Annotated in this window: 24 protein-coding genes; 9 read left to right on the forward strand and 15 right to left on the reverse strand. The window is 66.2% G+C overall.

Annotated features, from left to right (window positions below; translation table 11 throughout):
* Window positions 1-10 precede the first annotated feature (10 nt).
* From ACSU1L_RS14460 to ACSU1L_RS14485, 6 genes are all read right to left on the reverse strand, one after another.
* Entirely contained in the window at window positions 11-991 is a 981-nt protein-coding gene (locus tag ACSU1L_RS14460) for a formylglycine-generating enzyme family protein (RefSeq protein ID WP_439256265.1), read from the reverse strand.
* A 35-nt stretch (window positions 992-1,026) separates the two neighbouring features.
* Entirely contained in the window at window positions 1,027-2,238 is a 1,212-nt protein-coding gene (locus ACSU1L_RS14465; protein ID WP_439256266.1) for a kynureninase, read from the reverse strand.
* Window position 2,239: 1 nt separating this feature from the next.
* Window positions 2,240-3,193 carry a hydrolase gene (locus ACSU1L_RS14470; protein WP_439256267.1) on the reverse strand — a complete coding sequence of 318 codons (954 nt, stop codon included), beginning with the start codon at window positions 3,191-3,193 and terminating at the stop codon, window positions 2,240-2,242.
* Window positions 3,190-4,041 carry a tryptophan 2,3-dioxygenase gene (locus ACSU1L_RS14475; protein WP_439256268.1) on the reverse strand — a complete coding sequence of 284 codons (852 nt, stop codon included), beginning with the start codon at window positions 4,039-4,041 and terminating at the stop codon, window positions 3,190-3,192. Before ACSU1L_RS14475 ends, ACSU1L_RS14470 begins: the two co-directional genes overlap by 4 nt.
* Window positions 4,042-4,159: 118 nt before the next feature.
* Complete coding sequence (locus ACSU1L_RS14480) at window positions 4,160-5,221, reverse strand: alpha/beta hydrolase (RefSeq protein WP_439256269.1); 1,062 nt, start codon at window positions 5,219-5,221, stop codon at window positions 4,160-4,162.
* A gap of 155 nt (window positions 5,222-5,376) precedes the next feature.
* Complete coding sequence (locus tag ACSU1L_RS14485; protein ID WP_439256270.1) at window positions 5,377-5,916, reverse strand: TetR/AcrR family transcriptional regulator; 540 nt, start codon at window positions 5,914-5,916, stop codon at window positions 5,377-5,379.
* A 91-nt stretch (window positions 5,917-6,007) separates the two neighbouring features.
* Between ACSU1L_RS14485 and ACSU1L_RS14490 the strand changes: the two genes are divergently transcribed.
* Window positions 6,008-6,715 (forward strand): MBL fold metallo-hydrolase, encoded by a 708-nt coding sequence (locus tag ACSU1L_RS14490; RefSeq protein ID WP_439256271.1) that lies wholly within the window; start codon window positions 6,008-6,010, stop codon window positions 6,713-6,715.
* Between the two features lie 103 nt (window positions 6,716-6,818).
* On the opposite strand, the gene ACSU1L_RS14495 is transcribed toward ACSU1L_RS14490, so the two are convergent.
* From ACSU1L_RS14495 to ACSU1L_RS14525, 7 genes are all read right to left on the reverse strand, one after another.
* Window positions 6,819-8,381 carry a GMC family oxidoreductase gene (locus ACSU1L_RS14495; RefSeq protein ID WP_439256272.1) on the reverse strand — a complete coding sequence of 521 codons (1,563 nt, stop codon included), beginning with the start codon at window positions 8,379-8,381 and terminating at the stop codon, window positions 6,819-6,821.
* A gap of 16 nt (window positions 8,382-8,397) precedes the next feature.
* A complete protein-coding gene (locus tag ACSU1L_RS14500) occupies window positions 8,398-9,870 on the reverse strand; it encodes an aldehyde dehydrogenase family protein (protein WP_438254202.1) in 1,473 nt (490 codons plus the stop codon).
* Complete coding sequence (gene betT / locus ACSU1L_RS14505) at window positions 9,867-12,017, reverse strand: choline BCCT transporter BetT (RefSeq protein ID WP_439256273.1); 2,151 nt, start codon at window positions 12,015-12,017, stop codon at window positions 9,867-9,869. The genes ACSU1L_RS14500 and betT overlap by 4 nt, the downstream gene beginning before the upstream one ends.
* A gap of 85 nt (window positions 12,018-12,102) precedes the next feature.
* Window positions 12,103-12,729 carry a cysteine hydrolase family protein gene (locus ACSU1L_RS14510; protein ID WP_439256274.1) on the reverse strand — a complete coding sequence of 209 codons (627 nt, stop codon included), beginning with the start codon at window positions 12,727-12,729 and terminating at the stop codon, window positions 12,103-12,105.
* Window positions 12,726-14,171, reverse strand: coding sequence for a purine-cytosine permease family protein (locus ACSU1L_RS14515; protein ID WP_438254205.1), 1,446 nt, complete (start codon window positions 14,169-14,171; stop codon window positions 12,726-12,728). Before ACSU1L_RS14515 ends, ACSU1L_RS14510 begins: the two co-directional genes overlap by 4 nt.
* 331 nt (window positions 14,172-14,502) lie before the next feature.
* Complete coding sequence (locus ACSU1L_RS14520) at window positions 14,503-15,792, reverse strand: M18 family aminopeptidase (protein ID WP_439256275.1); 1,290 nt, start codon at window positions 15,790-15,792, stop codon at window positions 14,503-14,505.
* Between the two features lie 31 nt (window positions 15,793-15,823).
* A complete protein-coding gene (locus tag ACSU1L_RS14525) occupies window positions 15,824-16,480 on the reverse strand; it encodes a response regulator (RefSeq protein WP_438254208.1) in 657 nt (218 codons plus the stop codon).
* Window positions 16,481-16,708: 228 nt separating this feature from the next.
* On the opposite strand from ACSU1L_RS14525, the gene ACSU1L_RS14530 reads away from it, so the two are divergent.
* From ACSU1L_RS14530 to ACSU1L_RS14550, 5 genes are all read left to right on the forward strand, one after another.
* On the forward strand, window positions 16,709-17,848 hold the full coding sequence (locus tag ACSU1L_RS14530; RefSeq protein ID WP_438254209.1) for a sensor histidine kinase: 1,140 nt from the start codon (window positions 16,709-16,711) through the stop codon (window positions 17,846-17,848).
* 366 nt (window positions 17,849-18,214) lie between these two features.
* Window positions 18,215-19,348 carry a TIGR03364 family FAD-dependent oxidoreductase gene (locus ACSU1L_RS14535; RefSeq protein ID WP_438254211.1) on the forward strand — a complete coding sequence of 378 codons (1,134 nt, stop codon included), beginning with the start codon at window positions 18,215-18,217 and terminating at the stop codon, window positions 19,346-19,348.
* Window positions 19,345-20,079, forward strand: coding sequence for a phosphonatase-like hydrolase (locus tag ACSU1L_RS14540; protein WP_438254212.1), 735 nt, complete (start codon window positions 19,345-19,347; stop codon window positions 20,077-20,079). Before ACSU1L_RS14535 ends, ACSU1L_RS14540 begins: the two co-directional genes overlap by 4 nt.
* A gap of 1 nt (window position 20,080) precedes the next feature.
* Window positions 20,081-21,169 carry an alcohol dehydrogenase catalytic domain-containing protein gene (locus tag ACSU1L_RS14545; RefSeq protein ID WP_438254214.1) on the forward strand — a complete coding sequence of 363 codons (1,089 nt, stop codon included), beginning with the start codon at window positions 20,081-20,083 and terminating at the stop codon, window positions 21,167-21,169.
* Window positions 21,170-21,188: 19 nt separating this feature from the next.
* Window positions 21,189-22,202: an EamA family transporter gene (locus ACSU1L_RS14550; RefSeq protein WP_439256276.1), complete on the forward strand. Its 1,014-nt coding sequence runs from the start codon at window positions 21,189-21,191 to the stop codon at window positions 22,200-22,202.
* Window positions 22,203-22,215: 13 nt separating this feature from the next.
* On the opposite strand, the gene ACSU1L_RS14555 is transcribed toward ACSU1L_RS14550, so the two are convergent.
* Both ACSU1L_RS14555 and ACSU1L_RS14560 read right to left on the reverse strand, forming a co-directional pair.
* Window positions 22,216-22,962: a YidC/Oxa1 family membrane protein insertase gene (locus ACSU1L_RS14555; protein WP_439256277.1), complete on the reverse strand. Its 747-nt coding sequence runs from the start codon at window positions 22,960-22,962 to the stop codon at window positions 22,216-22,218.
* Window positions 22,963-23,027: 65 nt separating this feature from the next.
* Complete coding sequence (locus ACSU1L_RS14560; protein ID WP_439256278.1) at window positions 23,028-23,315, reverse strand: DUF6412 domain-containing protein; 288 nt, start codon at window positions 23,313-23,315, stop codon at window positions 23,028-23,030.
* Window positions 23,316-23,359: 44 nt separating this feature from the next.
* On the opposite strand from ACSU1L_RS14560, the gene ACSU1L_RS14565 reads away from it, so the two are divergent.
* The 3 genes from ACSU1L_RS14565 to ACSU1L_RS14575 are packed head-to-tail and all read left to right on the forward strand — an operon-like array spanning window position 23,360 to window position 25,087.
* A complete protein-coding gene (locus ACSU1L_RS14565) occupies window positions 23,360-24,403 on the forward strand; it encodes an NAD(P)H-dependent flavin oxidoreductase (protein ID WP_439256279.1) in 1,044 nt (347 codons plus the stop codon).
* 43 nt (window positions 24,404-24,446) lie between these two features.
* A complete protein-coding gene (locus ACSU1L_RS14570) occupies window positions 24,447-24,704 on the forward strand; it encodes a type II toxin-antitoxin system Phd/YefM family antitoxin (RefSeq protein WP_438254221.1) in 258 nt (85 codons plus the stop codon).
* Window positions 24,701-25,087 carry a type II toxin-antitoxin system VapC family toxin gene (locus ACSU1L_RS14575; RefSeq protein ID WP_438254222.1) on the forward strand — a complete coding sequence of 129 codons (387 nt, stop codon included), beginning with the start codon at window positions 24,701-24,703 and terminating at the stop codon, window positions 25,085-25,087. The genes ACSU1L_RS14570 and ACSU1L_RS14575 overlap by 4 nt, the downstream gene beginning before the upstream one ends.
* The last annotated feature ends 211 nt before the right edge of the window (window positions 25,088-25,298 follow it).

The raw sequence follows: 25,298 nt of genomic DNA on the forward strand, positions 1-25,298 counted from the left end.
ACCGTGGCGCTCAGCCGAGCGCCACGGTTCGAAAGCCCGCGTTCCCCATCGATGAGTCCGGGGTGTTCTGCGAGCGGGCGGAGTTGCGGTAGCGGTTGCAGTACGAGATGTGGCACAGGTAGCTGCCGCCGCGCAGGAGACGCTGCTGCCCCGCCGCGGGACCGGTGGGAGACGACGCCGGTGACGCGGCGTAGAAGCCCGGGTCGTACCAGTCCGAACACCACTCCCACACGTTGCCCACGGTCTGCCAGACGCCGTAGCCATTCGGCTCGAAGGTACGCACCGGAGCCGTGGTGAGGAATCCGTCCTCGAGGGTGTTCTCTCGGGGGAACGAGCCCTGGAAGATGTTCGCGCGCCAGCCGCCGGCATCCACCTCATCGTCGCCCCAGGGATACTTCTTCGCAGCCAGCCCGCCGCGCGAGGCATATTCCCACTCGGCTTCGGTGGGCAGACGTCGTCCTGCCCACTCGCAGTAAGCGACCGCGTCGTTCCAGCTCACGTGCACGACCGGGTGATCGCCGAGTCCGTCGATGTTCGAGTCAGCCCCACCCGGATGCGCCCAGTCGGCGCCGCGCACGCCCAGCCACCACGGCGTTCCGGGAGGCTGTCCGAGGACATCGTCCGGCTGCGCCGCCAGAGCCAGGTGGAACACCGCTGAGAAACCGAAAGTCTCAGCTTCGGTCAGATAGCCGGTCGATTCGACGAACGCCGCGAAGGCGTCATTGGTGACCGTGGTCGCGTCGATCGAGAAAGCCGGGAGCGTCACCTCATGTAGCGGCGTCTCCCCATCACCCGGGTTACGGTCGCCGGAGGAATCGCCCATCAGGAACGTGCCTGCGGGGATGGCGACTTGCTCGATCGGATGCTGTCCGCCCGAGTGCGTGGCCGCGGATGCCGACACCGTCGCCCCAAGCGTCAAAAACTGGTCACGGGCAGGGGCGCCGCAGGTGCAGCCGGGGCCGCAGCTGCCGGAGGCGTCGTCGGTAGTCATCGCTCCCAGCTTAGATCGCGGGCGTCGTCACCCGGTCACAGCAGCTGGTCGCGCACCGCCAGCACGCCGGTCACCGTTTCGACGTGCGAGGTGCTCAGCGGTGACAGTCCGAGCCGGATGCCATCGGGGAACCGGAAGTCGGGGATGACCCCGTCGGCCCACAGCGCCTGGGTCACCTCGGCCGACCGCTCATGCCCGATCGTCACATGTCCACCGCGCAGTGCGGCATCCCGCGGGCTCAGCAGCCGCACGCCGAGGGGAGCGAGCTCCTCATCGACAGCGCGAACGGCGAGGTCAGTGAGTGAGACGGACTTCATGCGGACAGCATCCATCCCCGCCTCCTCGATCAGATCGAGCATTCCCTGCATGGCCAGCATCCCGAGCACGGGAGGCGTGCCGCTGATGAACTGACGGATGCCGGCAGCCGGCGCATACGCGGATCCCATCGCGAAGACGTCACCCGCGCCCATCCACCCCTGGATGGGCTGGCGCAGCGTGCCGTGATGGCGTGCGTTGACATAGGCGAAGGCGGGAGAGCCCGGACCGCCGTTCAGATACTTGTAGGTGCAACCGACCGCCAGGTCGACATCGCAGGCATCGAGATCGACCTCGACGGCTCCGACCGAGTGGCACAGATCCCACAGCATCAGCGCGCCCGCTGCGTGCACGGCATCCGTGATCGCCGCCATGTCGGCCAGCGCACCGGAGCGGTAATCGACATGGCTGAGCACGACCAGCGCGGTCTGATCGGTGACCGCTGCGGCGACATCCGCGACCTGCACCCCGTGCACGGGGTCGACTGCCAGCCAGCGCAGCGTAAGCCCGCGCTCCGCGGCAACCCCCTCGGCGATGAAACGGTCGGTGGGAAAGTTGCCCTCTTCGATCAGGATCTCACCGCGATCGGGGCGTGCTGCGACCCCTGCCCGCATGAGCTTGTACAGCAGCACCGTGGTCGAATCGGCGACGACGGTCTGGTCGGCCGCGGCGCCGAGGCAGATCCGGCCGATTCGGTCGCCGAGTTCGGTGGGAAGGTCCATCCACTGCTCGTCCCAGGACCGGATGAGCCGCGTGCCCCAGTCGTCACGGATGAACCGCGCGATGCGCTCGGGCGTCTCGCGCAACGGCCGGCCGAGCGAATTGCCATCCAAATATGCCGTGACACCGGGTGCTTCGATGAATGCGTCGAGATGACGCGTGAGCGGATCGCGGGCGTCAAGATCCCGGGCTTCGGCGAGGAGATCGGTCATATCAAGCCTCCAGGTCGGCTGAGGTGAGCGGGCGGGCGAGACGCGGATCGGCGTTCGCCGGCAGAAGCAGGAGAGGGGCGTCAGCGAATGGGTCGAGCGGTGCGAGCGCTGTCAGCAGGGCAAGTCCGTCGACACCCGCTTCGTGCAGAGCCTCGATCTCGGCATCCCGCAGATCGACGGGAGTGGGGCCGTTGCCCATATCGCTGCCGTAGATGATCTCGCCACCAGCCGCGGCGAATCGACGGACGTTGTCGACGACGTCGGCGTATGCCGAGTCGGAGTGGATCGCCATCGTCGAGATCCACGAGACGGATGCCGCCTGCGTGGCGATCTCTGCATCGGTGAGCCGCTCGGAGAACGGCGCGTGCGCGAGGCGGGATGCGCCCAGGCGTGCGACGCGCTGCGCCTGACCGGCGCCCTCGGCATGCGCCACAACAGGAAGGTTGTGCGCGGCGGCTTCGTGAACCACTGCGCGGAACAGCTCATCATCCAGCACCGGACCCGCGTCGCTGTTGCCGACGACCTTGATCCAGCTCGCGCCCGCTGTGGCCAGTGCGCCGATCACGGCGGCGGCATCCGTGGCATCCTGCACCTGGTGAACCGCACCCTCCGGAGCCCAGTCCCGATCGGCCGGATAGCCGCCGACCGCGGTGAGGAAAGGCCCGGCGTATGCGCACTGCACGCCGTGGAGGTCGGGTCCGCTGGACAGCTCGCGCACGACGTCGATGTTCGCGCCCAGGTCGATGACTCGGCCTAGCCTGCTCGAAGCGAGTGGGCGCGGATCGATGAGCTGCAGATGCACGTGATGATCGGTGAACCGGCCCGTGATGATGCCGTCGAGTCGCGGTGTGCCGGGCAGTGCGGCGGCGGGGTGCAGAGTGATGTTCCCGGCATCCATCGTCAGCGTTCCTTCGCGCAGGGCCTGCCCGTCGAAGTACCTGACCGCCTTCATCACGCGCCGATCGTGGTGCGCACCGTGTACAGCTCGGGGAAGAAGGTCAGCTCCAGGGCGCGCTGCAGGAATCCGACCCCGCTCGACCCGCCCGTGCCGGGCTTCATCCCGATCGTGCGGGTGACCGTCTTCAGATGGCGGAAACGCCAGAACTGGAAGTTGTCCTCCAGATCGACGAGATCTTCGCACGCTTCGTAGAGGTCCCAGTGCGTCTGCGGGTTCTCATAGATCTCCCGGATGGCGGGCACGAGCGACTCGTGCGGACGGTACGGATCGCGCACATCGCGCTCGAGGATCTCGACGGGGATCGGGATGCCCCGGCGGGAGGCGTAACGCAGAAACTCGTCGTACAGCGTCGGCCGTTCGAACTCGGTCGTCAGCATTGCCAGGTTGGCCGGATGGTCGCGGAAGACCTGCAGCATCCGCTCGTTCTTGTTGCCGAGGGCGAACTCGACCGCGCGGTACTGCACCGACTGGAAGCCGGACGAGTTTCCCAGCGCGCCGCGGAACTGCGCGTACTCGGTGGGGGTGAGGGTGGCCAGCACCGACCACTGCTGGGTCATGACGTCCTGGATGCGCTTGACGCGCGCGACCCGTTTGAGCGCCTCGCGCAGATCATCGCTGGCCAGTAGATCGCGCGCGGAGGACAGCTCGTGCAGCAGCTGCTTCAGCCACAGCTCGGTCGTCTGATGCTGAATGATGAACAGCATCTCGTCGTGGTGCTCAGGTCTGCTGACCGGTTGCTGCGCGGCGAGCAGCGTGTCCAACCCCAGATATGACCCGTAGGTCATCCGTCCGCTCAGGTCTGTGACGATGCTGTCTTCCAACGCCCGTTCGTTTTCATTGCCCATGATGCTTTGAACGTTACGCCAATTCCTCCCATCCTCCCATCTTCCGAGTGTTCAGTTGTGGCTCCGAATTTCGCGAAAATCGAGCCACAATTGGCCACTCGCAAGCGGGATTAGGGGGTTAGGGGGTGGTGTGGGCAGCCAGGAAGGCGAGGGTTTTTTGGAGGGCGGTTTGGGCGTCGGGCATGTCCAGGTGGAACTGGTACTCGTGCGGAAGAGCGGGCTCGTGGGGTGCTGGCCAGAACAGGGTCGTCACGTTGACCCCGAGCTCATCCAGGCGCTGCGCCATCGGAATCGACTGCAGCCAGGTGAGCGCATCGCCGTTACCGCCGGAGATGTAGGTGGTCGGGAAGTCCTCGGTGACCCAGTTCACGGTCGACATCGTCGCCCCGGTGGATCCCTCTGCCCAGGTCTTCTTGCCGGCGTACGCCCACATCGAGGACTTCAGCCCCCAGCCGACGACGCCGTCGAGGGCGGCGAGGGCTGCGAGGTCGTAGACCCCGCAGTTCAACACGGTCGCGACGACCTGATTGGCCTTCAGTGCGGGGGTGATGCCCATGATCTCGGCATAGTCCTCGCTCGTGACGAGCGTCGCCATCTGGCTGGCCAGTTGGCTGCCCGCGGAGTCGCCAGCGAGGACGATCTGGGATGCATCGACGTTCAGCTCATCGGCGTGGTCGTTGATGTATCCGAGAGCCTCGTTCACCTGGTGCACGGCCGTCGGATAGACACCCTCGGGCCCGAGCGTGTAGTTCACGGCGATGGTCGTGTACCCCTCGGCGGCGAGGATGCGCATGTACGGGGCGACGTTCTCCTTGGACCCGGAAATCCAGGCGCCGCCGTGGATCCAGACGATGGTCGGCAGGGGGCCGGTGGCGGATGCCGGTGTGAAGACGTCCATCGTCGTATCGACGCCGTCCGTGCCGTAGGAGACGTCGAGAGTCTCCGTGAGCTTCGTGTCCGGGACGTATTTTTCCATCTCGGCAGCGGTGGCGTCGCCGCCCTGCGTGAAGACAGCACGGATGACCATGGCGGACGGCCAGGGAGTGATCGCCCCGACGATCGCCACCACCACTGCGATGGCGACGATGATTCCGAGAGTGATCCTCGTCTTCCACCACCGTCGATGCGGCTTCTTCGAGTTGGCGGCGTCGTCTGCCTCGGCGTGCGTGAGCGTGGTCATGGAACCCCTTCCACGGATCAGTGTGGCAGGAAACGGGCTCGGCAGTCGACGACGGCTGGTTTCCGCGCGTTGCAATCGTCGGAGGTTGTTTCAGATGCAGGAGGAATTCGGCAGAAACCTCCGTCAGGTGTAACAACCTCCGACAGGCGTGACGGTCAGGATGCCCCGGACGGGCGCCGTAGGCCCGCGATGATGCTGCGCAGGCCATAGTCGAATGCCTGATTCACGTCGCCACCGAGGCGGAACGCTCCGGACAGCTCCATCTGCAGGAAGCCGGTGGCCCAGGCGGTGAAGAGACGGGCGGCATCGAGGGCTTCAGCCTCGCCGACGAGGGCGGATGCGGCGCGGATGACAGGGGCGGCAGCCCGATCGAGTGAGGCCAGCGGGGCGGATGCCGTGAACATCAGGCGGAACCCCTCCGGAAAGGCGTAGGCGTGCGCGCGATAGACCAGCGCGAGGGATGCGAGGTCATCGCCCGCATTCTCTAGGCGTACGGTGAGCTCGTCCACCACGGCCTCCGCGACCGCGGTGACCAATGCATCACGATCCTTCACCCGCTTGTAGAGCGACGGTGCGCGCACCCCGACGCGCGTGGCGACGGCCTGCATCGTCAGGCCGGCCAGGCCGCTCTCTTCGAGGATCTCTCGACCCGCTGCGACGATCGCTGGATAGGACGTGCGTTCCGGTGCCGGCATCCGAACCTCCATGGCTATTGACATTAGCCATCATAGCTACGTACTGTAGCCATGACAAGCGCCACACGGATGGCGGAGAAAGGACGCGACCATGAAGCTCGCACCGCACCTGCACCGTCTGGGCAATGACATCGTCGCCTCGTACCTGATCGATGTGCCGGAGGGGATCACTCTCATCGACGCCGGCTTGCCGGGGCACTGGCATGATCTGCAGGAAGAACTCCAGGCGATCGGCCGGCCGCTCTCCGACATCCGCGGGCTCATCCTCACCCATGGCGACAGCGACCACATCGGTTTTGCCGAGCGACTGCGCAGCGAGGTAGGCGTGCCGGTCTACGTGCACGCGGCGGATGCCGTTCGCGCTCGCACGGGCGAGAAGCCGAAGACGCCGATGGGGCCCGCGCGCCTGGGGCCGATGCTGGGCTTCCTGGCCTACGGGGTACGCAAGAACGCAATGCGAACGCGGTACGTGCAGGAGGTGACGGAGATCGCCGACGGCGCCGTGCTCGACCTGCCAGGCTCCCCGGTCGTGGTCGGGATGCCGGGGCATTCGCCCGGGAGCATCGCCGTCCACATTCCGGCGGTGGATGCCGTCTTCGTGGGCGACGCACTCACTACCCGGCACGTGCTGACCGGCCAGCAGGGACCGCGGCCGGCGCCGTTCACGGATGATCCGGCACAGGCGCTGGCGTCTCTCGACGCTCTGGCGCAGGTTTCGGCATCCTGGATCCTGCCCGGCCATGGCGCGCCCTTCCGCGGCGCACCTGCGGAGCTTGCCGCCGCCGTGCGCAGCGCCTGACACGCGCGTCGGAGGGTGTTACACATGTCGGAGGAAAATCAGCAGAACCTCCGACAGGCGTAACAGGCTCCGACATCCGTAACGGGACGGGGGCAACAGCGCCTCAGCTGCCGGAGCGAATCATCTCCGCGCACTTCTCGCCCATCATCATCACCGTGATATTGGGGTTGACCGTAGTGATCTCCGGCATCGCCGAGGCATCCACCACGCGTAGTCCGGTCACGCCCTTGACGCGCAGCTGCGGGTCCAGGGGTGACATCTCGTCCTCGACCGGCCCCATCCGAACGGTGCCCACCGGGTGGTAGACCGTGTTGTGCGTGGCGCGGATGTATGCGGCCAGGTCCTCGTCCGTGACAGCATCCGCACCAGGCGCCAGCTCTCGCCCTGCCCATTCGGCCATCGCCGGCTGCGCGACGATCTGGCGTGCCTTGCGGATGCCGTCGATCATCACCCGCATGTCGTGGCCCTCGGGGTCGGTGAAGTAGCGCGGATCCACCTTCGGCTTGTCGCGGTAGTCGATCGATCGCAGCCGCACCGTGCCGCGCGAGCGAGCATGCGTCACGTTCGGAGTCAGACAGATCATCTCTTCGGCCGTGGGATAGCCAGCGCGATAGGTGTGCATGTCGAAGGGGACTGAGCCGTAGTGCATCATCAGATCGGGGCGGTCAAGGCCCTCCTCGGTGGGCGTGAAGATCCCGATCTCCCACCACTGCGTCGACTCACGAGGCATTTGCTTCTTCGATTCCCACTGCACGACGCCCTCGGGGTGATCGGCGAGATTCGAACCGACGCCGGGGGAATCCACGCGCACCTCGATCCCGACCTCGCGCAGGTGGTCTGCCGGGCCGATTCCGGAGAGCATGAGCAGTTGTGGGGTGTTGATCGCACCTGCCGAGACGATCACTTCGCGGGTGGCCGCGATGTGCGATGGGCGTGCGAAGGGATTGTCAACGCTGATCACGCCGGTGCAGGCGCCAGCGTGATCGAAGGTGAGCTCCTTGACATGCTGTCCGGTGAGGATCGTCAGGTTCTCGCGGTCGAGGATCGGATGCAGGTACGACACCGAAGAAGATGCGCGAGTGCCGTCGGCTTGACGGTTCACCTGGAAGAAGTTCGCGCCGTTGATGACCGTCTCGCCGGTGTTGAACTGCACACGCGGGATGCCGGCCTGCTCGCAGGCATCCAGCAGCGCGATGCCGCACGGGTCGACCGCGGGCACATTCATCAGATGCACCGGGCCGTCGTGGCCGTGAAGCTCGCCCTGCAGCTCGTTTGTCTCGAGCTTCTTGTAGAGCGGGAAGGTCTTCTCCGACTCCCAACCAGTCGCGCCGTGCACCGACGCCCACTCATCGAGGTCTTCGCGCGGCGCCCAGAAGGCGATGCACGAGTTGTGTGAGGAGCATCCGCCCAGCACCTTGGCGCGCGCATGGCGCATGAAGGAGTTGCCGTTCTCCTGCGGCTCGATCGGGTAGTCCCAGTCGAAGCCCGATTCGAGCAACTCCATCCAACGGTTCAGCTGCAGCACGACCTGCTCGTCGGTATCCGAGGGACCCGCCTCCAGCAGACCCACCGTCACGGACGGGTCCTCACTCAGTCGGGCGGCGACTGCAGCGCCGGCGGACCCGCCGCCGACGACCACGTAGTCGAAAGTGTGCGTCGTCTTCATCGTGACCAACTCCTGATCAGTGCTCGGGGAACCAGCCGGTCACCGCGGGGGTGAGGTTCTGGTAGATGTGCTTTGCTTCCTGGTACTCGGCAAGCCCGGTCGGGCCGAGCTCCCGTCCGAAGCCGGACTGCTTGAACCCGCCCCACTCGGCCTGCGGCAGGTAGGGGTGGAAGTCGTTGATCCAGATGGTGCCGTGGCGGAGGCGTCGGGCGATGCGCTGGGCGCGTCCGGCATCCTGCGTCCACACGGCGCCGGCGAGACCATAGATCGTGTCGTTCGCGATCTCGACAGCCTCATCTTCGGTCGTGAATGTCTCGACGGTGACGACAGGTCCGAAGGCCTCGTCGCGCACCACGGACATGCCGCGCTTGACCTGATCGAGCACGGTCGGAAGGTAGTAGAACCCGTCCGCCAGATCGCCGTCCGGTGCCCGCCCGCCGGTACGCAGTCGCGCACCTTCGGCGACGCCGGCCTGCACGTAGGCATCGACCTTTTCACGGTGCTCAGCAGAGATCAGCGGACCAGTCTCAGCCTCGTCGTCGAACGGTCCGCCGAGGCGGATGGCCTCTGCCCTTCGCACCAGCTCATCGACGAAGCGCTCGGCGATCGACTCTTCCACGACCAGACGTGCCCCTGCTGAGCAGACCTGCCCGGAGTGCACGAACGCCGCGTTCAGCGCGTTGTCGACCGCAGCATCGAAATCGGCATCCGCGAAGATCACATTGGGGTTCTTGCCGCCGAGCTCCAAGGCGACCTTCTTCACGGTCGCCGCGGCATTCGCCGCCAGCATCCGGCCGGTGACCAACCCGCCCGTGAACGAGACCATGTCGACGTCTTCGTGCGTGGACAGCGGCCCGCCAGCGGTGGCACCAGCGCCGAGCACGAGGTTGGCGACGCCCGCTGGCAGACCGAGCTCGTCGAGCACGTCCATCATCAGGATCGCCGTGTGCGGGCTCAGCTCAGCGGGCTTCAGGACGAATGTGTTTCCGGCGGCCAGCGCCGGGGCGATCTTCCACGCGGCCTGCAATAGCGGGTAGTTCCACGGGGTGATCAGCGCGCACACTCCGACGGGTTCATGCTCGATGCGGCTGAGGACATCTGCGTCGCCGGCATCCACAATCCGCCCGGCATCCTGGGCTGCGAGCTTTCCGAAGTAGTCGAAGCAGGCCGCGATGTCGTCCATGTCGATGCGCGATTCGACCAGGCGCTTGCCGGTGTCACGAGATTCGGCCAGCGCGAACTCTTCTTTGCGCTCCCGCAATCGCTCGGCCACCTGCAGCAGGAAATCGCCGCGTGTCGGCGCAGGAGTCGAACTCCACTCGCCGCCGTCGAACGCGCGACGTGCGGCGCGGATCGCCGCGATCGTGTCAGCCGCTGAAGCCTCGTCGACGACGCCGACGAGTGACCCGTCTGCCGGGCAGTGGATCTCTCTGGTGCCGCCATCGATCGCCGAGGTCCAGGTGCCATCGATGAACAGTGTCGCGGTCATGGGGTCTCCTTGGTTGTGTTCTCTGCGGAGGTGTTCGCTGAGTCGTCGGCACCGTTCGTGTCGGATGCCGGATCCTGGAAGTCGTCCTGCCAGTCGGTGACTACCGGGAGTGCCTCTGTGAAGACGGGCTCCGCAACGTCGACCGTGATGCGCAGATACTCCAGGTGGGACTCGTAGCCGCTCAACACATCGGTGATCAGCTGGTCGGTCGTGTAGCCGTACACGTCGTAGCCGCGCGAGCCGGTGGCGGAGAACACTTCGAGCCGGAAGTACTGGCCGGACTCACTGACGCTTCGGTAAGCGAAAGTCGGGAGCTCGTGACTGACCGGATACACCTGGTAGGTGAAGTCCTCGCTGCCGTCGTAATGCACGGTGAGCACCATCGAGGGCGCATCCAGCGACTCGATGTCGATACGTTCCAGGGTCGCCGGCACTCCGGCTGCCTGCAGTTCGTCGCTGACCTCCTTGAGTGCGGGCGCAACAGTCTTTTCCAGATACGTGATCACCTGCGCGCGCTGAGGATAGGTCGTGGAGCGCTTTAGCCGCTGACGCCAGTTGGTTTGGGTTGGACCGAAGCGCCCAGGGATCGTCGCGAGATATCCCGCACGACGTTGCTTTTCAGCTCCCAGTGAGCGGTACAGCGAGATCATCACCAGATACAGCAGCAGCGACACCGGCAGGCCGATGATCAGCGTCGCTGCCTGCAAGGTCGGCACGCCCCCGACCAACAGCATTCCGAGGGTCAGCAGGCCGGTCGCCAGCGCCCAGAAGACGCGCAGGAGCTTTCCCGCATCCTGCTTGGGGTCTTCCATCTTCGAGGTCAGGTTCGCCAGTACCAGGGCGCCGGAGTCGGCGGAGGTCACATAGAACAGCAGGCCGGTCAACAGCGCGACTCCGAGCACGACCGGGGCCGCTGGATACTGCTGCAATAGGTCGAAGAACGCCCGTTCCGGGGTGTTTACGGCCGACTCGGCGAAGGCGGCGTCGCCTCCGAGGATGATCTCGAGCGCGGAGTTGCCGAAGATCGATACGAAGATTGCAATGAACGCGAACGGGATTACCAGCACGCCGACGATGAACTGGCGCAGCGTCCGGCCACGGGAGATGCGCGCCAGGAACAAACCGACGAACGGCGCCCACGCGATCCACCATGCCCAGAAGAACAGCGTCCATCCCTGCATCCAGTCATCGGGACGGCTCCACGCGAATGTCTCCATCAGGAGACTGGGGAACGTGGCGACGAAATCGCCGATGTTCATCACGAGGCCGTCCATGATGCGACGTGTCTGGCCGGTGATCGTGATCCAGACGAGCAGCACGATGGCGAGGATGACGTTCGCTTCGGAGAGTCGGCGGATGCCCTTCTCCACACCGCTCACGGTGGACACGGTCGCCATCGCGACAGCGAGCACGATCAGTGCGATCTGCATCGACACCCCATCCGGAGTGCCGAACAGCACGTGCATTCCGTAACTGAGCTGCACGACGCCGATGCCGAGCGTGGTGGCGATGCCGAAGACGGTGCCGAGCACGGTGAAGATGTCGACGCTGTGCCCCACCCAGCCGTTGGTGAACCTGCCGAAGATCGGCGAGAGCACCGACCGGATTGTCAGCGGCTTGTTGAGACGGTAAGCAAAGTAGGCGAAGGCTGCGCCCATCAGTGCGTACATCGCCCAGCCGACCGGGCCGTAGTGGAAGAACGTCCACACGATCGCCTGTCGTGCGGCGGCAATGGTCTCGCCTTCGCCCGTCGGCGGGTTCATGTACTGCGCAGCGGGTTCGGAGACGGCGAAGAACATCAGGTCGATGCCGATGCCTGCAGCGAACAGCATCGAGGCCCACGTGAACATACTGAACTGCGGCTTGGAGTGATCGGGGCCGAGTTTGGTGCGCCCCACCGAGGAGAACGCCAGAATCAGCACAAATACCACGACGATCGCTGCGGTGAGGACGAAATACCAGCCGAAGTTGGTCGCGATCCACCCGACCATGACGCCGATCACTTCGCCGGCCTGCACCGGGGCGAAGATCGCCCACAGCGCGATAGCCAGAATCGCCGCCGCCGAGCCGATCAGCACCGGCCAGCGGGGCGGCGGAACGGCGGTTCGTGTGCTGGCGGGCGTGGGCGGCGAGGTATCTTCAGTCATCACATCAGTTTCGTCGGGTGTCGCTCAGTAAAAGTGTCTGTCAGTTACGTGTTGCATTGACGATAGCAAAGCGCTGGACGCTCGTTTAGGTGATATTCGCGAGCACCTCTGCAGTGCTGCTGATCGTGATCTGCGGCGGATAGAGCCCCATCACGTGGACCGCCGCGGCATGGTTCTCGGCCGTCGAGCCTGCGCAGGCGTCGGCGGCGACGGTGATGTGCGCGCCGGCATCCGCTGCCGCCAGGGCGGTGGAGATCACGCAGCAGTCCGTCGAGACTCCGGCGAGGACGACGTGCGCGCCGCGGCCGACGATCGCCTCGATCTCCGGCCCCCACTTGCCGAAACTGGGTAGGTCAAGGGGCGGATGCGGGGACAAATCGCGGGCCGCGGGAACGAGGTCGAACAGCGTATCCGTCGGCGGCTGATCGGCGAACGGCCACGCCGCGAAGTACGCACCCCACGATGTGGAACGGTCGGCCGTCGGCATCCATCTCGTCACGAGCACGCGGTCGCCGAAAGCATCCGCCAACGCGCGAATGCGCGGCATCGCTTCGGCGAAGAAGGGCGAGCCCCACTCCGAATCGGTCGCGGCGAAGATGTTCTGCGGATCGATGACGACGAGCCACGTCTGCCCACTCGTTGACGCTTCGACGGGCTCAGCGACCGAAGCGGGCTCAGCAGCCGAAGCGGGCTCAGCAGCCGAAACGCTCATCTCTCCTCCTGCCGCCGGATCTTTCCGGCGCGAGCGAAGTACGTCACAACGAACGAGACGACGAGTGCGAAGAAGACGCCGAGGTTCGCGTAGCCCCAGTCATCCCGCAACCCGAACAGATCGAGGAAGTATCCCTGCCAGTCATTCCACGCGGCATCCGAGAACTGATTGATGACCAGGCCCCAGCCGATGACGCTGGTGACGACCATGGTGATGATCGAGGTCCAGTCCCAGGCGCCATAGCGGCCGTTGGCGTCGAAGAGCGCGTCATCGTCGTAAGCCTTCTTGCGGCGCAGAATGTCAGCGATGAGGATGCCAGCCCACGAGGCCAGCGGCACACCGAGGGTGATGAGGAACGACTGGAAGGGGCCGAGGAAGTCCGTGGCGAAGAACACCACGATGATCGTGCCGATGGTGAGGATGACACCGTCGATCGCCGCGGCGGAGGGGCGTGGAATGCGGATGCCGAGACTGATCAATGTCAGCCCCGAAGAGTAGATTCCGAGCACAGCGCCGGAGACGAGAGCGAGAACAGCGGTCAGCAGGAAGGGGATGAGTACCCAGATCGGAAGGATCGCCGCCAGCGCACCGATCGGATCCGCCTGCACAGCGTTGAAGAGGTCTTCGTCAGAACCCGCCAGCAGCAGACCGAAGATCACCAGGACCACCGGTGCGATGGACCCGCCGATCGTGTTCCATGCGACGATCGCGCCATCGGATGCGGTGCGCTTCTGATAGCGCGACCAGTCGGCGGCGATGTTGATCCAGCCGAGTCCGAAACCAGTCATCACCATCACCAGTGCGCCGATTGTTTGTGCGAGGCTGCCGCTGGGGAGTGCCATCACGGCGGCGAAATCGATGTGCGAGAAAGCGAGGATCACATAGAGGATCGTGACGGCACCGGTGATCCAGGTGAGCACCGATTGCAGCTTCATGATCGTGTGATACCCGAGAACGGATGCCGCGACGATGAGCGCGGCGACGATCACGGTGGCGATGATCTTCAGGGCGACGCTGTCGCCGTCGCCGCCGAGCTGCGTGATCACGGTTGCGGTGGCGAGCACGGCCATGATCGCCAGGAACGTCTCCCAGCCGATCGAGGTCAGCCACGAGACGATGCCGGGAACCTTCTGCCCGTGCACGCCGAACGCAGCGCGGGAGAGCACCATCGTCGGCGCGGAGCCGCGCTTGCCGGCGATCGCGATGAGGCCGCAGAGCAGGAACGACACCACGATGCCGATGACGGAGACGATCGTCGCCTGCCAGAACGAGATGCCGAAGCCCAGGACGAACGAGCCGTAGGACATCCCGAACACGGAGACGTTGGCTGCGAACCACGGCCAGAACAGGTCGCGCGGCTTAGCAGTGCGGTCGGACTCGGGGATGACCTCGATTCCGGCGCGCTCAATCAGTCCTGGTGCCGCGGCAATCTTCTCTGACATGCCATCATCTTGGCACCACTGCCGTGCCGATGGAATCAGATGCCGGATGCTGATGAATCACGCAGCGGGTGTCGATGGCGCCGGTCCCCGGTCGCCGGTCGGGGCGTGCGCCGGTCCCAGGTCGGGGCGTGCGCCGGTCCCCGGTCGGGGCGTGCGCCGGTCCCCGGTCGGGGGAGGGGTCGCGTTTTGCCGCATGCGCGCACGTCGAGCGGCCCTTCGCGACACCTGCTGAATCGGGCGCCAGCGGGAGGGGTCGCAAAGGGTCGCTACGCGGTGGTCGCGGCGGCCATTCGCGACACCTGCGACTCCTGGCCGGGCCCGCCCGGGAGCGTCAGGCGGCGAAGAAGGCCTCCGCGACGCGAGTCAAGGCGTCGAGGTCGGCGACACCAGCCAGCTCGCGAGCGGAGTGCATTGAAAGGATCGGGATGCCGACGTCGACTGTGCGGATGCCGAGACGAGTGGCCGTGATCGGGCCAATCGTCGACCCGCACGGCACAGCGTTGTTCGAGACGAACTCCTGCGACTGCGCTCCAGCGGCCTCGCACCACTTCGCCCAGGCGGCAGCGCCCAGAGCATCGGTCGCATAGCGCTGGTTGGCGTTGATCTTCAGAATCGGGCCCGAGCCAAGTAGCGGCTGCACGACCGGGTCGTGCTTGTGCGCATAGTTCGGATGCACCGAGTGTCCGACATCGCTGGAGAGGTGCCAGGATGCCGAGAACGCGCGGCGCTGCTCGGTGGCATCGGCGCCGAGGCCGGCGTAGAGCCGGGCCAGGATGTCTTCGAGGAAGGGCCCGGCGGCGCCGGAGCGCGATGCGGATCCGAGCTCTTCGTGGTCGAAGGCGGCGAGGATCGCGATGCCCGGTCCCTCGAAGGTGTCTGCGGCGAGCGAGGTGAGAGCGACGACTCCGGCATGCACCGAGGCGAGGTCGTCCAGGCGGCCCGAGGCGAAGAAGGCGTTGTCCTTGCCGAACACGGCTCCGCGAGCGGAATCGGCAACGACGGCGTCGAAGCCGCGGATGTCAGCGGCGTTCACTCCGGCGGAGGCGGCGAGTTCGCCCAGCAGATCTTCGGCGGTCGGGTCGCCCAGGCCCCACACCGGCTGGGTCTGGAACTGCTTGTCCAGCGCCAGGCCGCTGTTCGCTTCGCGGTCCAGGTGAACGGCGAGCTGCGGCAGGCGCAGCAGTGCTCCGGTGTCGGCGAGCACGACGCGGCCATCGGCCAGAGCGAGGCGCCCGGCCAGGCGCAGTTCGCGGTCGAGCCACGAGTTCAGCAGCGGACCGCCGTAGACCTCGACTCCGGCCTGCAGCCACCCGCGGGATCCGGTGGTCGGCTTCGGCTTGAGTTTGAAACCGGGGGAGTCGGTGTGCGCTCCGAAGATCTGCGAGGGCGTGGTGGGTGAAGCATCCGCAGGCACCGCCCACGCGATTGCGGCGCCATCGCGGACGACGACGAACCGGCCACCGGCCTGCGTTGGCCACTCATCTTCCTCTTCGAGCCGAACGAATCCGACTTCCTCGAGGCGGCGGGCCACCTCTTCGGCGGCGTGATAGCTGGAGGGGGACGCGGCGACGAAGTCGGCGAGGTCCTCGGCGTGCGCGAGGGCAGAAGGCGTGACGGACATGCCTTCGATCGTAGCCGCGCCGGTTATGAGGTCAGCCGAAGTCCACGAGGCCGGCGCGCGCTGCCGTGACGATGATCTGCACGCGGTCGCGCACATGCCATTTCGACATGATGCTGCCGAGATGCGCTTTCACGGTGCCCTCGGAGACGATCAGCACGCGGGCGATCTCGGCGTTCGACATCCCCTGGGTGAGCCGGTGCAGCACATCGGTCTCGCGCTCGGTGAGAGGTTCGAGTTCGGGTGTGCTGGATGCTGTGGGCTTGGTGTCACGTACGTGATCGATGAGCAGCGACGCGATGATCGGCGACAGCGAGCTCGCGCCGCTGTAGACCTCTCGAACAGCGGCGAGGATGCTCTCCGCACTGGAATCCTTGAGCATGTATCCCGCGGCGCCGGCGCTCAGCATGGGAAGGACGGTGTCCCGGCCGGCGAGTGTCGTCACCGCAAGGATGCGCACCTCAGGCCAGCGTTCGGCGATGATCGCGGTCGCCTCAATGCCGTTCATCTCCGGCATCTGCACGTCCATCATGATGACGTCCGGGCGGTCCGCCTCGACGAAGGTGATCGCTTCAGCACCAGTGGTGGCTTCACCGATGACCTGGATCTCCGGATCGCGGGACACGAAGTGTGACAGTGCTGTGCGAACCAGAGGGTCGTCATCGACGACGAGAACACGGATTTCTGGCATGGGGGAAGCCTAACGGCGAAGCGGTACGTCACCGCGGGCCTAGACCTTTGGCTAGCAAGGTCTGACCGGTGGTCTGATGTGCAGGGTGTTGGTTGTCGAGAAGATGGGGGCAGTTATCCGACAAACGACTAGCTCGGGGTGGTGAACACTATGTCTTTTTGGCAGATGCTTGCAAAGGCTTTCGGTCTCTGACGCTAGCGCACCTGGCGAATAGGGGATACTGCAACTATGGCTTTCGGTCGGTCGCTGCGGAATGAACCTGGCGCCATCCGATTGACGCAGGGCGGACGGCTGAGCCCTCTCGAACGCGTCGCCACTCTGGTGGTCGTCGGCGGGCTCATTGTCGTTGACATCGTCGGCATCGTCATATTCGGTGCCAATCCCCTGACAGCGGTGGTCAGCATCGCGACCACAGCCGCTTTCGCGCTCTACCTCTGGAAGCCGTGGGTGGCAACCTGTGCGCTCGGCGTGGTGTTCGCGCTCTCGTTCATCACCGGCACCGGATCAGAAGTGATTCTCGCCGCCGCGATCGCGGCAGGCCTGGTCATGCGGCTGGGGCGAACCGTGCTGATCCTGTCTTACGCCGGCGGCTTTCTCGTCGCAGTCGCCATGATCGCATTCACGGGCACGGCTATTCCCGTCACCGTCGGGATCTACCTGATCATTGCGACGGTGGCAGGCGCGACCGGTTTCGCTCTCCGGGTGGCTTTTGATCGAGGGCATCGCCTCGAGCAAGAACTGGCCGAGCGTGCCGAGCGTGAGAAAGAAGCGGTGCTCGCTGAGCGGCGGTGGATCGCCGGCGAATTACACGACAGCATCGCGCACCACCTGACCGTCGTCGCACTGCATGTGCAGATGCTGGATGCCTCAGACAAGCGCAAAGAGTCTCAGGACGCGATCCGTGGCGCGGCGAAGAAGGCCATGGCTGACCTCCGTTTCGTCATCGAACTTGCGGATGATGGGCCGCGTTCGTCCGCAGCTCACTCGGGTGATCTGGCCGCGGCTATCGACGAGGCCCGGGGTGAAATCGAGTCCGCGGGCTATCCGGTGTGCAGCGAGGGAAACCCGCAGGATGAGCGACTGCCTCGTGTCGCGGAGATCATCCTGAGCCGGATTGTGCGCGAGTCGGCTACGAACATTCTGAAGCATGCGGGACCCGGAAACGTGAGCGTCCGGCTGATCGTCGACGATGACTCAGCGGCTTTGGAGATCTGCAGCCCGCTTCCGGCGACGCCCCGGCGCGATCTGCCCTCCAGCAGCACTGGTCTGAACCGCATGGCTGAGCGCGTGGTCGGAGGCAGCGGTGAGTTCAGCGCGGGCGTGGTCGATGGGCGGTGGGCGGTTGCGGCTCGGCTGCCGATCCGGTGACAGGGGCCACGGCATCCTCTGAGAGATCATTGGACGAAAGTCCAATGCGCTTGCGACCTTCGGCACTTCTCGTGGCTTTCATCGGTCAGTAGCGTGAGTGGCACCCCAGAAATAGACGTCCCCAGCGTCTGATCGCGGGCGCGGACTTGGTACTAGAGTCCATGCGCTCGCGATCGTCTGTTTTTACGGTGATTCGGGGCGATCCGCGTGGGGAACTGCCGGTCCGGGTGGCACGTGAGTTTGCCTGCTGTTTACCCGAACGAAGGGCTGGTGAACGCCAGCCGAACGTTCACTCGAACGGCGTATTCACCGGGCGCTGCGGTGTCACAGTAGGTGCTGAACACCCCTCAGCATCGAAAGGCCGTCATGACCGTATCCACTGCCGATTTGGTGGTCGTCGGATCCGGGATCGTCGGTCTCGGCGCTGCCTACGCCGCCGTTCGTCGCGGCCTGCGAGTGATCGTCGTGGACCGGACGGCTGAGCCCGTCGGGGCGACGATCCGCAACTTCGGGCACGTGTGCATCGGTGCCCAGACGGGGATCGCACGCGAGTTCGCCGATACCTCGCGCGAGATCTGGCTGCGTTTGGCGACTGACGCCGGCTTCTGGGTGCGCGAGTCCGGCACGCTGATCGCCGCCCGCGACAGTGACGAGCTCGCCGTGCTCGAGCACGCGGCAGGTGCAGACCTGCGGATGCTGGATGCTGCTGAACTGCTCGAGCGCGCCCCGCTTCGTCCCGACTCGATTATCGGCGGAGCGCTCATCACACCCGATCTGCAGACGAATCCTCGCGAAGCCGCGGGCGCTATCGTCACTCACCTCTCCCGCCTCGGCGTCGAGTTCCGCTTCCGCACCGCGGTGACGGCGGTCTCGGCATCCGCTGTGCACACAACGCGCGGACAGATCGACGCGGGCCGGGTCGTCGTCGCGGTGAATCACGACATCGACCAGTTGCTGCCGGAGATCGCCGAACGTGCCGGCGTCGTCCGCTGCGCACTCGACATGATGCGCGTCGCCGCCAACCTGCCACGCACTCTTGATGCGCCGCTGCTGACCGGATGGTCGCTGCTGCGCTACGGGCGCTTCGCCTCCGCCGCGGCGGATCGGCTGCGCGAGCGACTGCACGCCGAGCATCCACAGCTCGCGGCCCTCGATCTCAACCAGATGTATACGCAGCTGCCGGATGGCACGCTCATCTTCGGTGACTCGCACGTGCGCGGCATGCAGCCGGGTCCCTTCCAGCCCGAGGCGGCGTTTGACGCATTCCTTGCCGAGGCGCGAACGCTGTTCGCCGCCGAGAGGTTCCGCGTCATCGAACGTTGGCAGGGCGTCTACGCCTCCGGGCCGGGCGAGTTCCTCATCGAGGAGCCGGAGCCAGGCCTGCACGTGATCGCGGCAACGACCGGCATCGGCATGACGACGGGTCTGGGGCTCGCCGAACACACACTTCAGACCGCATTTGACCGGGCATCGCAGCCCGCACAGGGAGGAACCCCATGACCGCCATCGAACTCGTCGTCTTCGACATGGCCGGAACGACCGTCCGAGACGACGGCGTCGTCGAGCAGGCCTTCGCGCGCGCTGCCGAGCGAACCGGAGTCGCCGATCGGATGCCGTGGGATGACGCCCTGCAATACGTCCGCGACACGATGGGCATGTCGAAGATCGACGTGTTCACCCACCTTTCCGGTGGCGACACGGACGCGGCTGTTGCCGCCACCGCTCAGTTCGAAACGGCGTACTCCGAGATCGTCGCCGAGCAGGGTGTGACGGAGATTCCCGGCGCTGCGGCCACGATCGCAGCGCTGCGCGACGCCGGACTCACGGTCGCACTCACCACGGGCTTCGCCCCCGTCACTCGCGACGCACTGATCGATGCCCTCGGCTGGCATGATCTGATCGACATCGCGCTGTCGCCGGTGGATGCTGGTCGCGGACGCCCTGCGCCGGACCTCATCCTCACCGCGCTGCTGCGCACCGGGACCTCGTCTGTGCAGGCGGTCGCCGTTGCTGGAGACACCAGCAGCGACGTGCGCTCCGGTCGTCGCGCGGGTGCGGGCTTCGTCGCCGGCGTCCTCAGCGGCGCTCACGCTCATGATGTGCTGGCGGATGCCGGTGCCGATGCGGTGCTCGACGACATCACCGCTGTGCCCGCGGCGCTGCGCGAACGCGGACTCCTCGGTGCTGGTCGCGACGCGGCCGTCGGCACCACCCTCGCTCAGGCGCTGTGACGTGCGCGTACTGCTGCCGCAGGATGAGCGGCACGACGTCGCGCTGAGACCAGCGGCGACGGCGATGGTCTGGGTCGGCCCCAGCCAAGCACATGAGACGATTGCTGTGCCCGGGGTCGCCCTGGGCCTGAAGGATGTGCTGGTCGCGATCGAGCTGTCGACCATCTGCGGCTCGGACGTGCACACGGTGCAGGGTCACCGATCGGCTCCCATTCCGCTTGTGCTCGGACACGAGAGCGTCGGGCGGGTGATCGCCATCGGTGAGGCGGGTGTGCTGGCTGCCGACGGCAGCGAGTTGCGCATCGGCGACCGCGTGGTGTGGTCGGTGACGGTGTCCTGCGGAACCTGTGAACGATGCCAAGCCGGGCACACGCAGAAGTGCGCGGTGCTCGCCAAATATGGGCACGAGCGCATTGAACCGCGCTGGGAGCTGACCGGAGGATTCGCCACGCATGCGCATCTGCGCGTGGGAACGGCAATCGTGCGGGTGCCGGAGGCGCTGCCGGCCGCGGTGTTCGCGCCGGCCTCGTGCGCGACGGCCACGGCCTGGGCGGCGGTCGCACGCGCAGCGGCCGGTCGGAGCTTGGAAGGGCTGCGTGTTCTCGTCTACGGCGCGGGTCTGGTCGGGCTGTCGGCCGCGGCAATTGCAGCGGATGCCGGAGCTCAGGTCAGCATCGTCGACCCTTCACCTGCGCGCCGCAGTTTCGCGGAGCGATTCGGGGGAGTGGGACTCGCTGCCGCTGTCGAGCCCGCAGACATCGTGATCGAGGCATCCGGCCACGCTGTCGCCGACGCGCTGGCTGCAGCCGACGTCGGAGGAAGCGTGGCTCTGGTCGGCAGCGTCTTTCCGGCACCGCCCGTGCCGCTGGATGCCGAAAGCATCGTGCGGCGTCTGGTGAGCGTGGTGGGCGTGCACAACTACACGGCCGACGACCTCGTCGGGGCAGTGGGTTTCCTGGCCGGTCGCGGACGTGCGTATCCGTTCAGCGAGGTGATCGGCGCGGTGCATCCGCTGCGCGATGTGGATGCTGCACTCAGCGCAGCATCCGCGCCCGGAGCGCCGCTGCGAGTCGCTATCGATCCGCGCTGACATCGGGCAGGCTGGTGTGATGCGCACACCAGCCTCGCAGAGCACCGCCGTGGGCGTAGCTCTGGTCGTCGGATCGTGCCTCTCGCTGCCTTTCGGCGCCGCCATCGCCACCCAGCTGTTCCCAGCCCTCGGCGCGTGGGGAGTGACCTCACTGCGCATCGGGATCGCCGCACTTCTGCTGCTGGTGATCGTCCGCCCGCGCGTGCGCGGCTGGAGCAAGCAGCAATGGATCACCGCGGTGCTGTTCGGTGTTTCCCTCACGGGGATGAACGGCTTCTTCTACGCCGGAATCGAGCGCGTTCCGCTGGGCCCCGCCGTGGCGATCGAGTTTCTCGGACCGCTCGTGCTCGCCGCCGTTCTCACCAGACGCCTCCTCGACGGCGTCTGGGTCACCGTCGCCCTGATCGGCATGGCGCTGCTCGGCGTGGACGGCATCCTCGGCGCAGACCCGCTCGACCCCCTCGGCGTCTTCTTCACCCTGATCGCAGCGGGGTTCTGGGCGTTCTACATCCGCATGAGCGCCAGCGTCGGCAAGGCGATCCCCGGCAGTGGGGGTCTCGTGGTCGGGCTGCTCGTGGCATCCGTTCTTCTCCTCCCGATCGGTGTGCCCACGACGATAGCCGCGGCATCCGACATCAGCCTGCTGCTGCTCGCACTCGCCACGGCGGTGCTCTCCTCGGTGATTCCTTACAGCTTCGAACTGGCGGCGCTGCGCCGACTTCCGCAGCGCGTCTTCGGTGTGCTGCTGAGCCTCGAACCAGCTTTTGCCACACTCGCCGGATGGCTCGTGCTCGCCCAGAGTGCGACACCGTTGAGGCTCGCGGCCGTCGCGCTGGTGGTCGTCGCGAGCGTGGGAATCACCGTGGGCGCGCGCCGTGCGCAGCGGGGTGCAGGCGGCACAGGCGACACGGACGGCGCGGGCGGCACGACCGACGCGACAGGCGCCGATCGCGCAGGCGCCGCGGATGCGACGAAGGGCCCGGAAGAACCGCCGGCGGTGTTCACCGGGACGATCCCGATCATCCCGAACTGACCCAGCACCCCGCTTACACGCTCGTCGGCAGCGGATAGCGACGCCGCAGGATCACACGCTGCACGAGCGTCCACACGACAGTCACCGTCAGATACAGCCCTGCTGCCAGCGGCACGAACACCGCGAAGACGGCGGTCAGATAGTGCAGGGCGTTCATCATCCCGAGCATCCCGGGCGATGACATCGGGGAATCGTCCACGGCGACCGGGCGGAAAACGCGCCGCGTGATCTCGGCGACGACGATCATGATCGCGATGAGCACGCCGGAGACGACGAGCGTCGGAAGCGAGAACGGACCGGTGAACAGCATCGAGACCAGACTCGTGCCCAGCGACGCCCCGAACAGATCATGCGTGAGCAGTTCGTTCGCATGGCCGGCGATGTCGGTGCGCAGAAACAGCGTGTAGAGGATGCCGATCACCGGCGCCTGCGCGAGCACAGGCAGACATCCGGCGAACGGCGACGTGTTCTCGTCCTTGTAGAGCTGCATCGTCTCGCGCTGCAGCTTCTCGGGGTTCTTCTTGTGCCGCTTCTGCAGTTCGCGCAATCGTGGCGCGAGCCGGGCGCGGGTCTGCTCGGCTTTGGCCTGGGAGATCCCGACCGGGATGAGCAGCGCACGCACGAGCAGCGTGACGAGCACGACGGCGGCGGCGGACGCGGCGGTTCCGGCCAGAGGTTCCAGCAGTGCAGACAGTGAAGTGAGAGCGCCGTAGGCGGCGTCGAGGATCGCCGCGATGGGCCCGAAGGCGTAGATGTCCAAGAGATAGTCCGTTCAGAGCGAGGGGAGTGTCGGCGTGATGCCGTGCTCCCGTCACTGGCGGACGATCACACGGCGCGCACGACTCCCGGTGCTCGCGGACGCGGGTGGCCCGCGGCATCCGGATCACTCTGCGAAAGCAGCACGGATCGATCGATGGCGCGCAGCGGATGCGGCGAAGAGCCCTGGCCAGTCTCGACGATGCCGAGCGTGATGGCGACGATGAGCGTCGCGACGGCCACGAGGGCGAGTGTCAGGCTAAGAGCGGCGAAATCGAGCGTTGCCAGATCGGGCATCGCGAGCAGCCCGAGCGCAGACAGCATCAGCTGCACCACCTGCTCGAACCAGTCCGCCATGTCACAGAGATTACCAGTGGGCACCTGAGGCGTAGCCTCGGAGTATGGGCGATCTGCATGAGGTTCTCGGCATCCAGCATCCAATTCTGCTCGGCGCTTTTGGCGGACTATCCTCCGTCGCGCTGACCGCGGCCGTGAGCGAGGCCGGCGGCCTCGGCGCTTATGGGCTGTACGGCTACGACGGTGACCGCATCCGGTCCACCGCTACCGAGCTGCGCGCCGCAACCGACAAACCGTTTGCGCTGAATATCTGGCTTCCGACCGGAGATGAGGTGGCGCCCGGTCCGCAGCACATGGTCTTCGCGCAGGCGCTGGAGCCGTTCTACGAGGCCGTCGGCGTGGAGGTTCCCGCGCGTCCTGACCGCTACCTGCCGCCGCTGGACGAGCAGCTCGACGCGATTTGGGATGCCGCTCCCGCCGTGCTCAGCGTCGTCTACGGGGTGCCGTCGGGCGACGTCGTCGAGGAGGCGCATCGGCGTGGCATCCGAGTTGTTGGCACGGCGACGACGGTGGCCGAGGCCGTCGTGCTCGCGGGTGCAGGTGTGGATGCTGTCATCGCCAGCGGCGCCGAAGCGGCAGGTCACCGGGTGTCTTTCCTGCGCACGCCGGAGCAATCTCTGGTGGGCACGTTCGTGCTCGTACCGCAGGTGGTGGATGCCGTGTCGATTCCGGTCATCGCAGCCGGAGGCGTTGCCGACCGGCGCGGTGTCGCGGCGGCCCTGGCGCTCGGGGCATCCGGTGTTCAGGTCGGCACGGCGTTCCTGGCGACGCGCGAATCTGCAGCTAACGATGCGCACCGCGCGGCCATTCGTCGCACCGCCGCCGACGAGAGCGTCCTGACGAAGGCGATGAGCGGACGCCTGGCCCGCGGCGTCCGCAACCGCACCGTGCGGGCGATCGAGGCCAGCGGCACGATCGCACCGTTCCCGATGCAGAACTGGTTGACCGGGTGCTTCCGCGCTGAGGCCGGCAAGCAGAATCTGGGGGAGCTGCAGTCGCTGTGGCTCGGCCAAGGGGCCCCGCTGGCGCGGTGGGATGCGGCGGACAAGGTGTTCGCTGAGCTGGTGGCGGGGCTACCCGACCACTGAACCAGATTCCCGACCTGGCTAGAAGTTTGGCTATAATGGCTAGATGGCTCAGCACAATGTTCTCGACGCGCGGAACAACCTCTCGCGATTGATCGCGGAGTCGCAGTCCGGCGAGGATGTGGTGATCACGAAAAGGGGCGCCCCAGTGGCGCGTCTGGTCCCGATCGGTCCGGTCGATCTGATCAGGAGTGGCACCGCACTGATCGAATGGATCGAGTCCAATCCGGTGCCAACGAGACTCTCTCGGACGAGCGCAGAACTGGATGCCCAGATCGCTGCAGCGCGGGATTCCTGGGAATGATCTACCTGGATTCGTGCATCCTCATCTATGCGCTGGAAGACCGGAGTGCGCGCGGGGATGCCGTGCGAGCCGCTCTGAGTCAGACCAGGTCGCTGGTGGGCGCAAGCGATCTCGCTTTGCACGAATGTTTGGTGGTCCCGTTGCGGGAGAAGAACGTTGAGCTCCGGGACCGCTACCTGGCGATCTTTGACCGACTGGAGCGGATATCCCTCGACGCCGCGGCATTCATTCGCGCTGCAGAGCTGCGCGCGGATTTCGGGCTCAAGACTCCGGATGCTCTGCACCTGGCTGCGGCGCAGCTGAGCGGATGCGACGAATTCTGGACTAACGATAAGAGGCTCGCCGCGGCATCCCATGGCCTCGCGGTCGATGTCGTGAATTGACCTCCGACCGACCGACAGGCAGACCCACCCTGCCGTGGCGTCCCCGCGCGCCTACCCCCTGTTCCCGTCGCAATTGGTGCTGTTAAAAGTGGGTTTTAGCGACACGAAGTGCGACCGGAACGGGTTGTGAGGGTCTGGACCGGCGCGGGCCGCGCGGCCCACGAGGGCGGCGCGGGACCGACCGGAGCGGGCGGTGTGGGCGCGGGTAGCG

It is taken from the genome of Microbacterium sp. A94, assembly GCF_051842855.1.
In the GTDB taxonomy this organism is placed as follows: Bacteria; Actinomycetota; Actinomycetes; order Actinomycetales; family Microbacteriaceae; genus Microbacterium.

Bases quoted from the DNA above. Each gene is read 5' to 3' on its own strand.
- ACSU1L_RS14460 (WP_439256265.1), bottom strand. From the start codon at position 991: ATGACTACCGACGACGCCTCCGGCAGCTGCGGCCCCGGCTGCACCTGC.
- ACSU1L_RS14465 (WP_439256266.1), bottom strand. From the start codon at position 2,238: ATGACCGATCTCCTCGCCGAAGCCCGGGATCTTGACGCCCGCGATCCG.
- ACSU1L_RS14475 (WP_439256268.1), bottom strand. From the start codon at position 4,041: ATGGGCAATGAAAACGAACGGGCGTTGGAAGACAGCATCGTCACAGAC.
- ACSU1L_RS14480 (WP_439256269.1), bottom strand. From the start codon at position 5,221: ATGACCACGCTCACGCACGCCGAGGCAGACGACGCCGCCAACTCGAAG.
- ACSU1L_RS14485 (WP_439256270.1), bottom strand. From the start codon at position 5,916: ATGCCGGCACCGGAACGCACGTCCTATCCAGCGATCGTCGCAGCGGGT.
- ACSU1L_RS14490 (WP_439256271.1), top strand. From the start codon at position 6,008: ATGAAGCTCGCACCGCACCTGCACCGTCTGGGCAATGACATCGTCGCC.
- ACSU1L_RS14495 (WP_439256272.1), bottom strand. From the start codon at position 8,381: ATGAAGACGACGCACACTTTCGACTACGTGGTCGTCGGCGGCGGGTCC.
- ACSU1L_RS14500 (WP_438254202.1), bottom strand. From the start codon at position 9,870: ATGACCGCGACACTGTTCATCGATGGCACCTGGACCTCGGCGATCGAT.
- betT (WP_439256273.1), bottom strand. From the start codon at position 12,017: ATGACTGAAGATACCTCGCCGCCCACGCCCGCCAGCACACGAACCGCC.
- ACSU1L_RS14510 (WP_439256274.1), bottom strand. From the start codon at position 12,729: ATGAGCGTTTCGGCTGCTGAGCCCGCTTCGGCTGCTGAGCCCGCTTCG.
- ACSU1L_RS14515 (WP_438254205.1), bottom strand. From the start codon at position 14,171: ATGTCAGAGAAGATTGCCGCGGCACCAGGACTGATTGAGCGCGCCGGA.
- ACSU1L_RS14520 (WP_439256275.1), bottom strand. From the start codon at position 15,792: ATGTCCGTCACGCCTTCTGCCCTCGCGCACGCCGAGGACCTCGCCGAC.
- ACSU1L_RS14525 (WP_438254208.1), bottom strand. From the start codon at position 16,480: ATGCCAGAAATCCGTGTTCTCGTCGTCGATGACGACCCTCTGGTTCGC.
- ACSU1L_RS14530 (WP_438254209.1), top strand. From the start codon at position 16,709: ATGGCTTTCGGTCGGTCGCTGCGGAATGAACCTGGCGCCATCCGATTG.
- ACSU1L_RS14535 (WP_438254211.1), top strand. From the start codon at position 18,215: ATGACCGTATCCACTGCCGATTTGGTGGTCGTCGGATCCGGGATCGTC.
- ACSU1L_RS14540 (WP_438254212.1), top strand. From the start codon at position 19,345: ATGACCGCCATCGAACTCGTCGTCTTCGACATGGCCGGAACGACCGTC.
- ACSU1L_RS14550 (WP_439256276.1), top strand. From the start codon at position 21,189: ATGCGCACACCAGCCTCGCAGAGCACCGCCGTGGGCGTAGCTCTGGTC.
- ACSU1L_RS14560 (WP_439256278.1), bottom strand. From the start codon at position 23,315: ATGGCGGACTGGTTCGAGCAGGTGGTGCAGCTGATGCTGTCTGCGCTC.
- ACSU1L_RS14565 (WP_439256279.1), top strand. From the start codon at position 23,360: ATGGGCGATCTGCATGAGGTTCTCGGCATCCAGCATCCAATTCTGCTC.
- ACSU1L_RS14570 (WP_438254221.1), top strand. From the start codon at position 24,447: ATGGCTCAGCACAATGTTCTCGACGCGCGGAACAACCTCTCGCGATTG.
- ACSU1L_RS14575 (WP_438254222.1), top strand. From the start codon at position 24,701: ATGATCTACCTGGATTCGTGCATCCTCATCTATGCGCTGGAAGACCGG.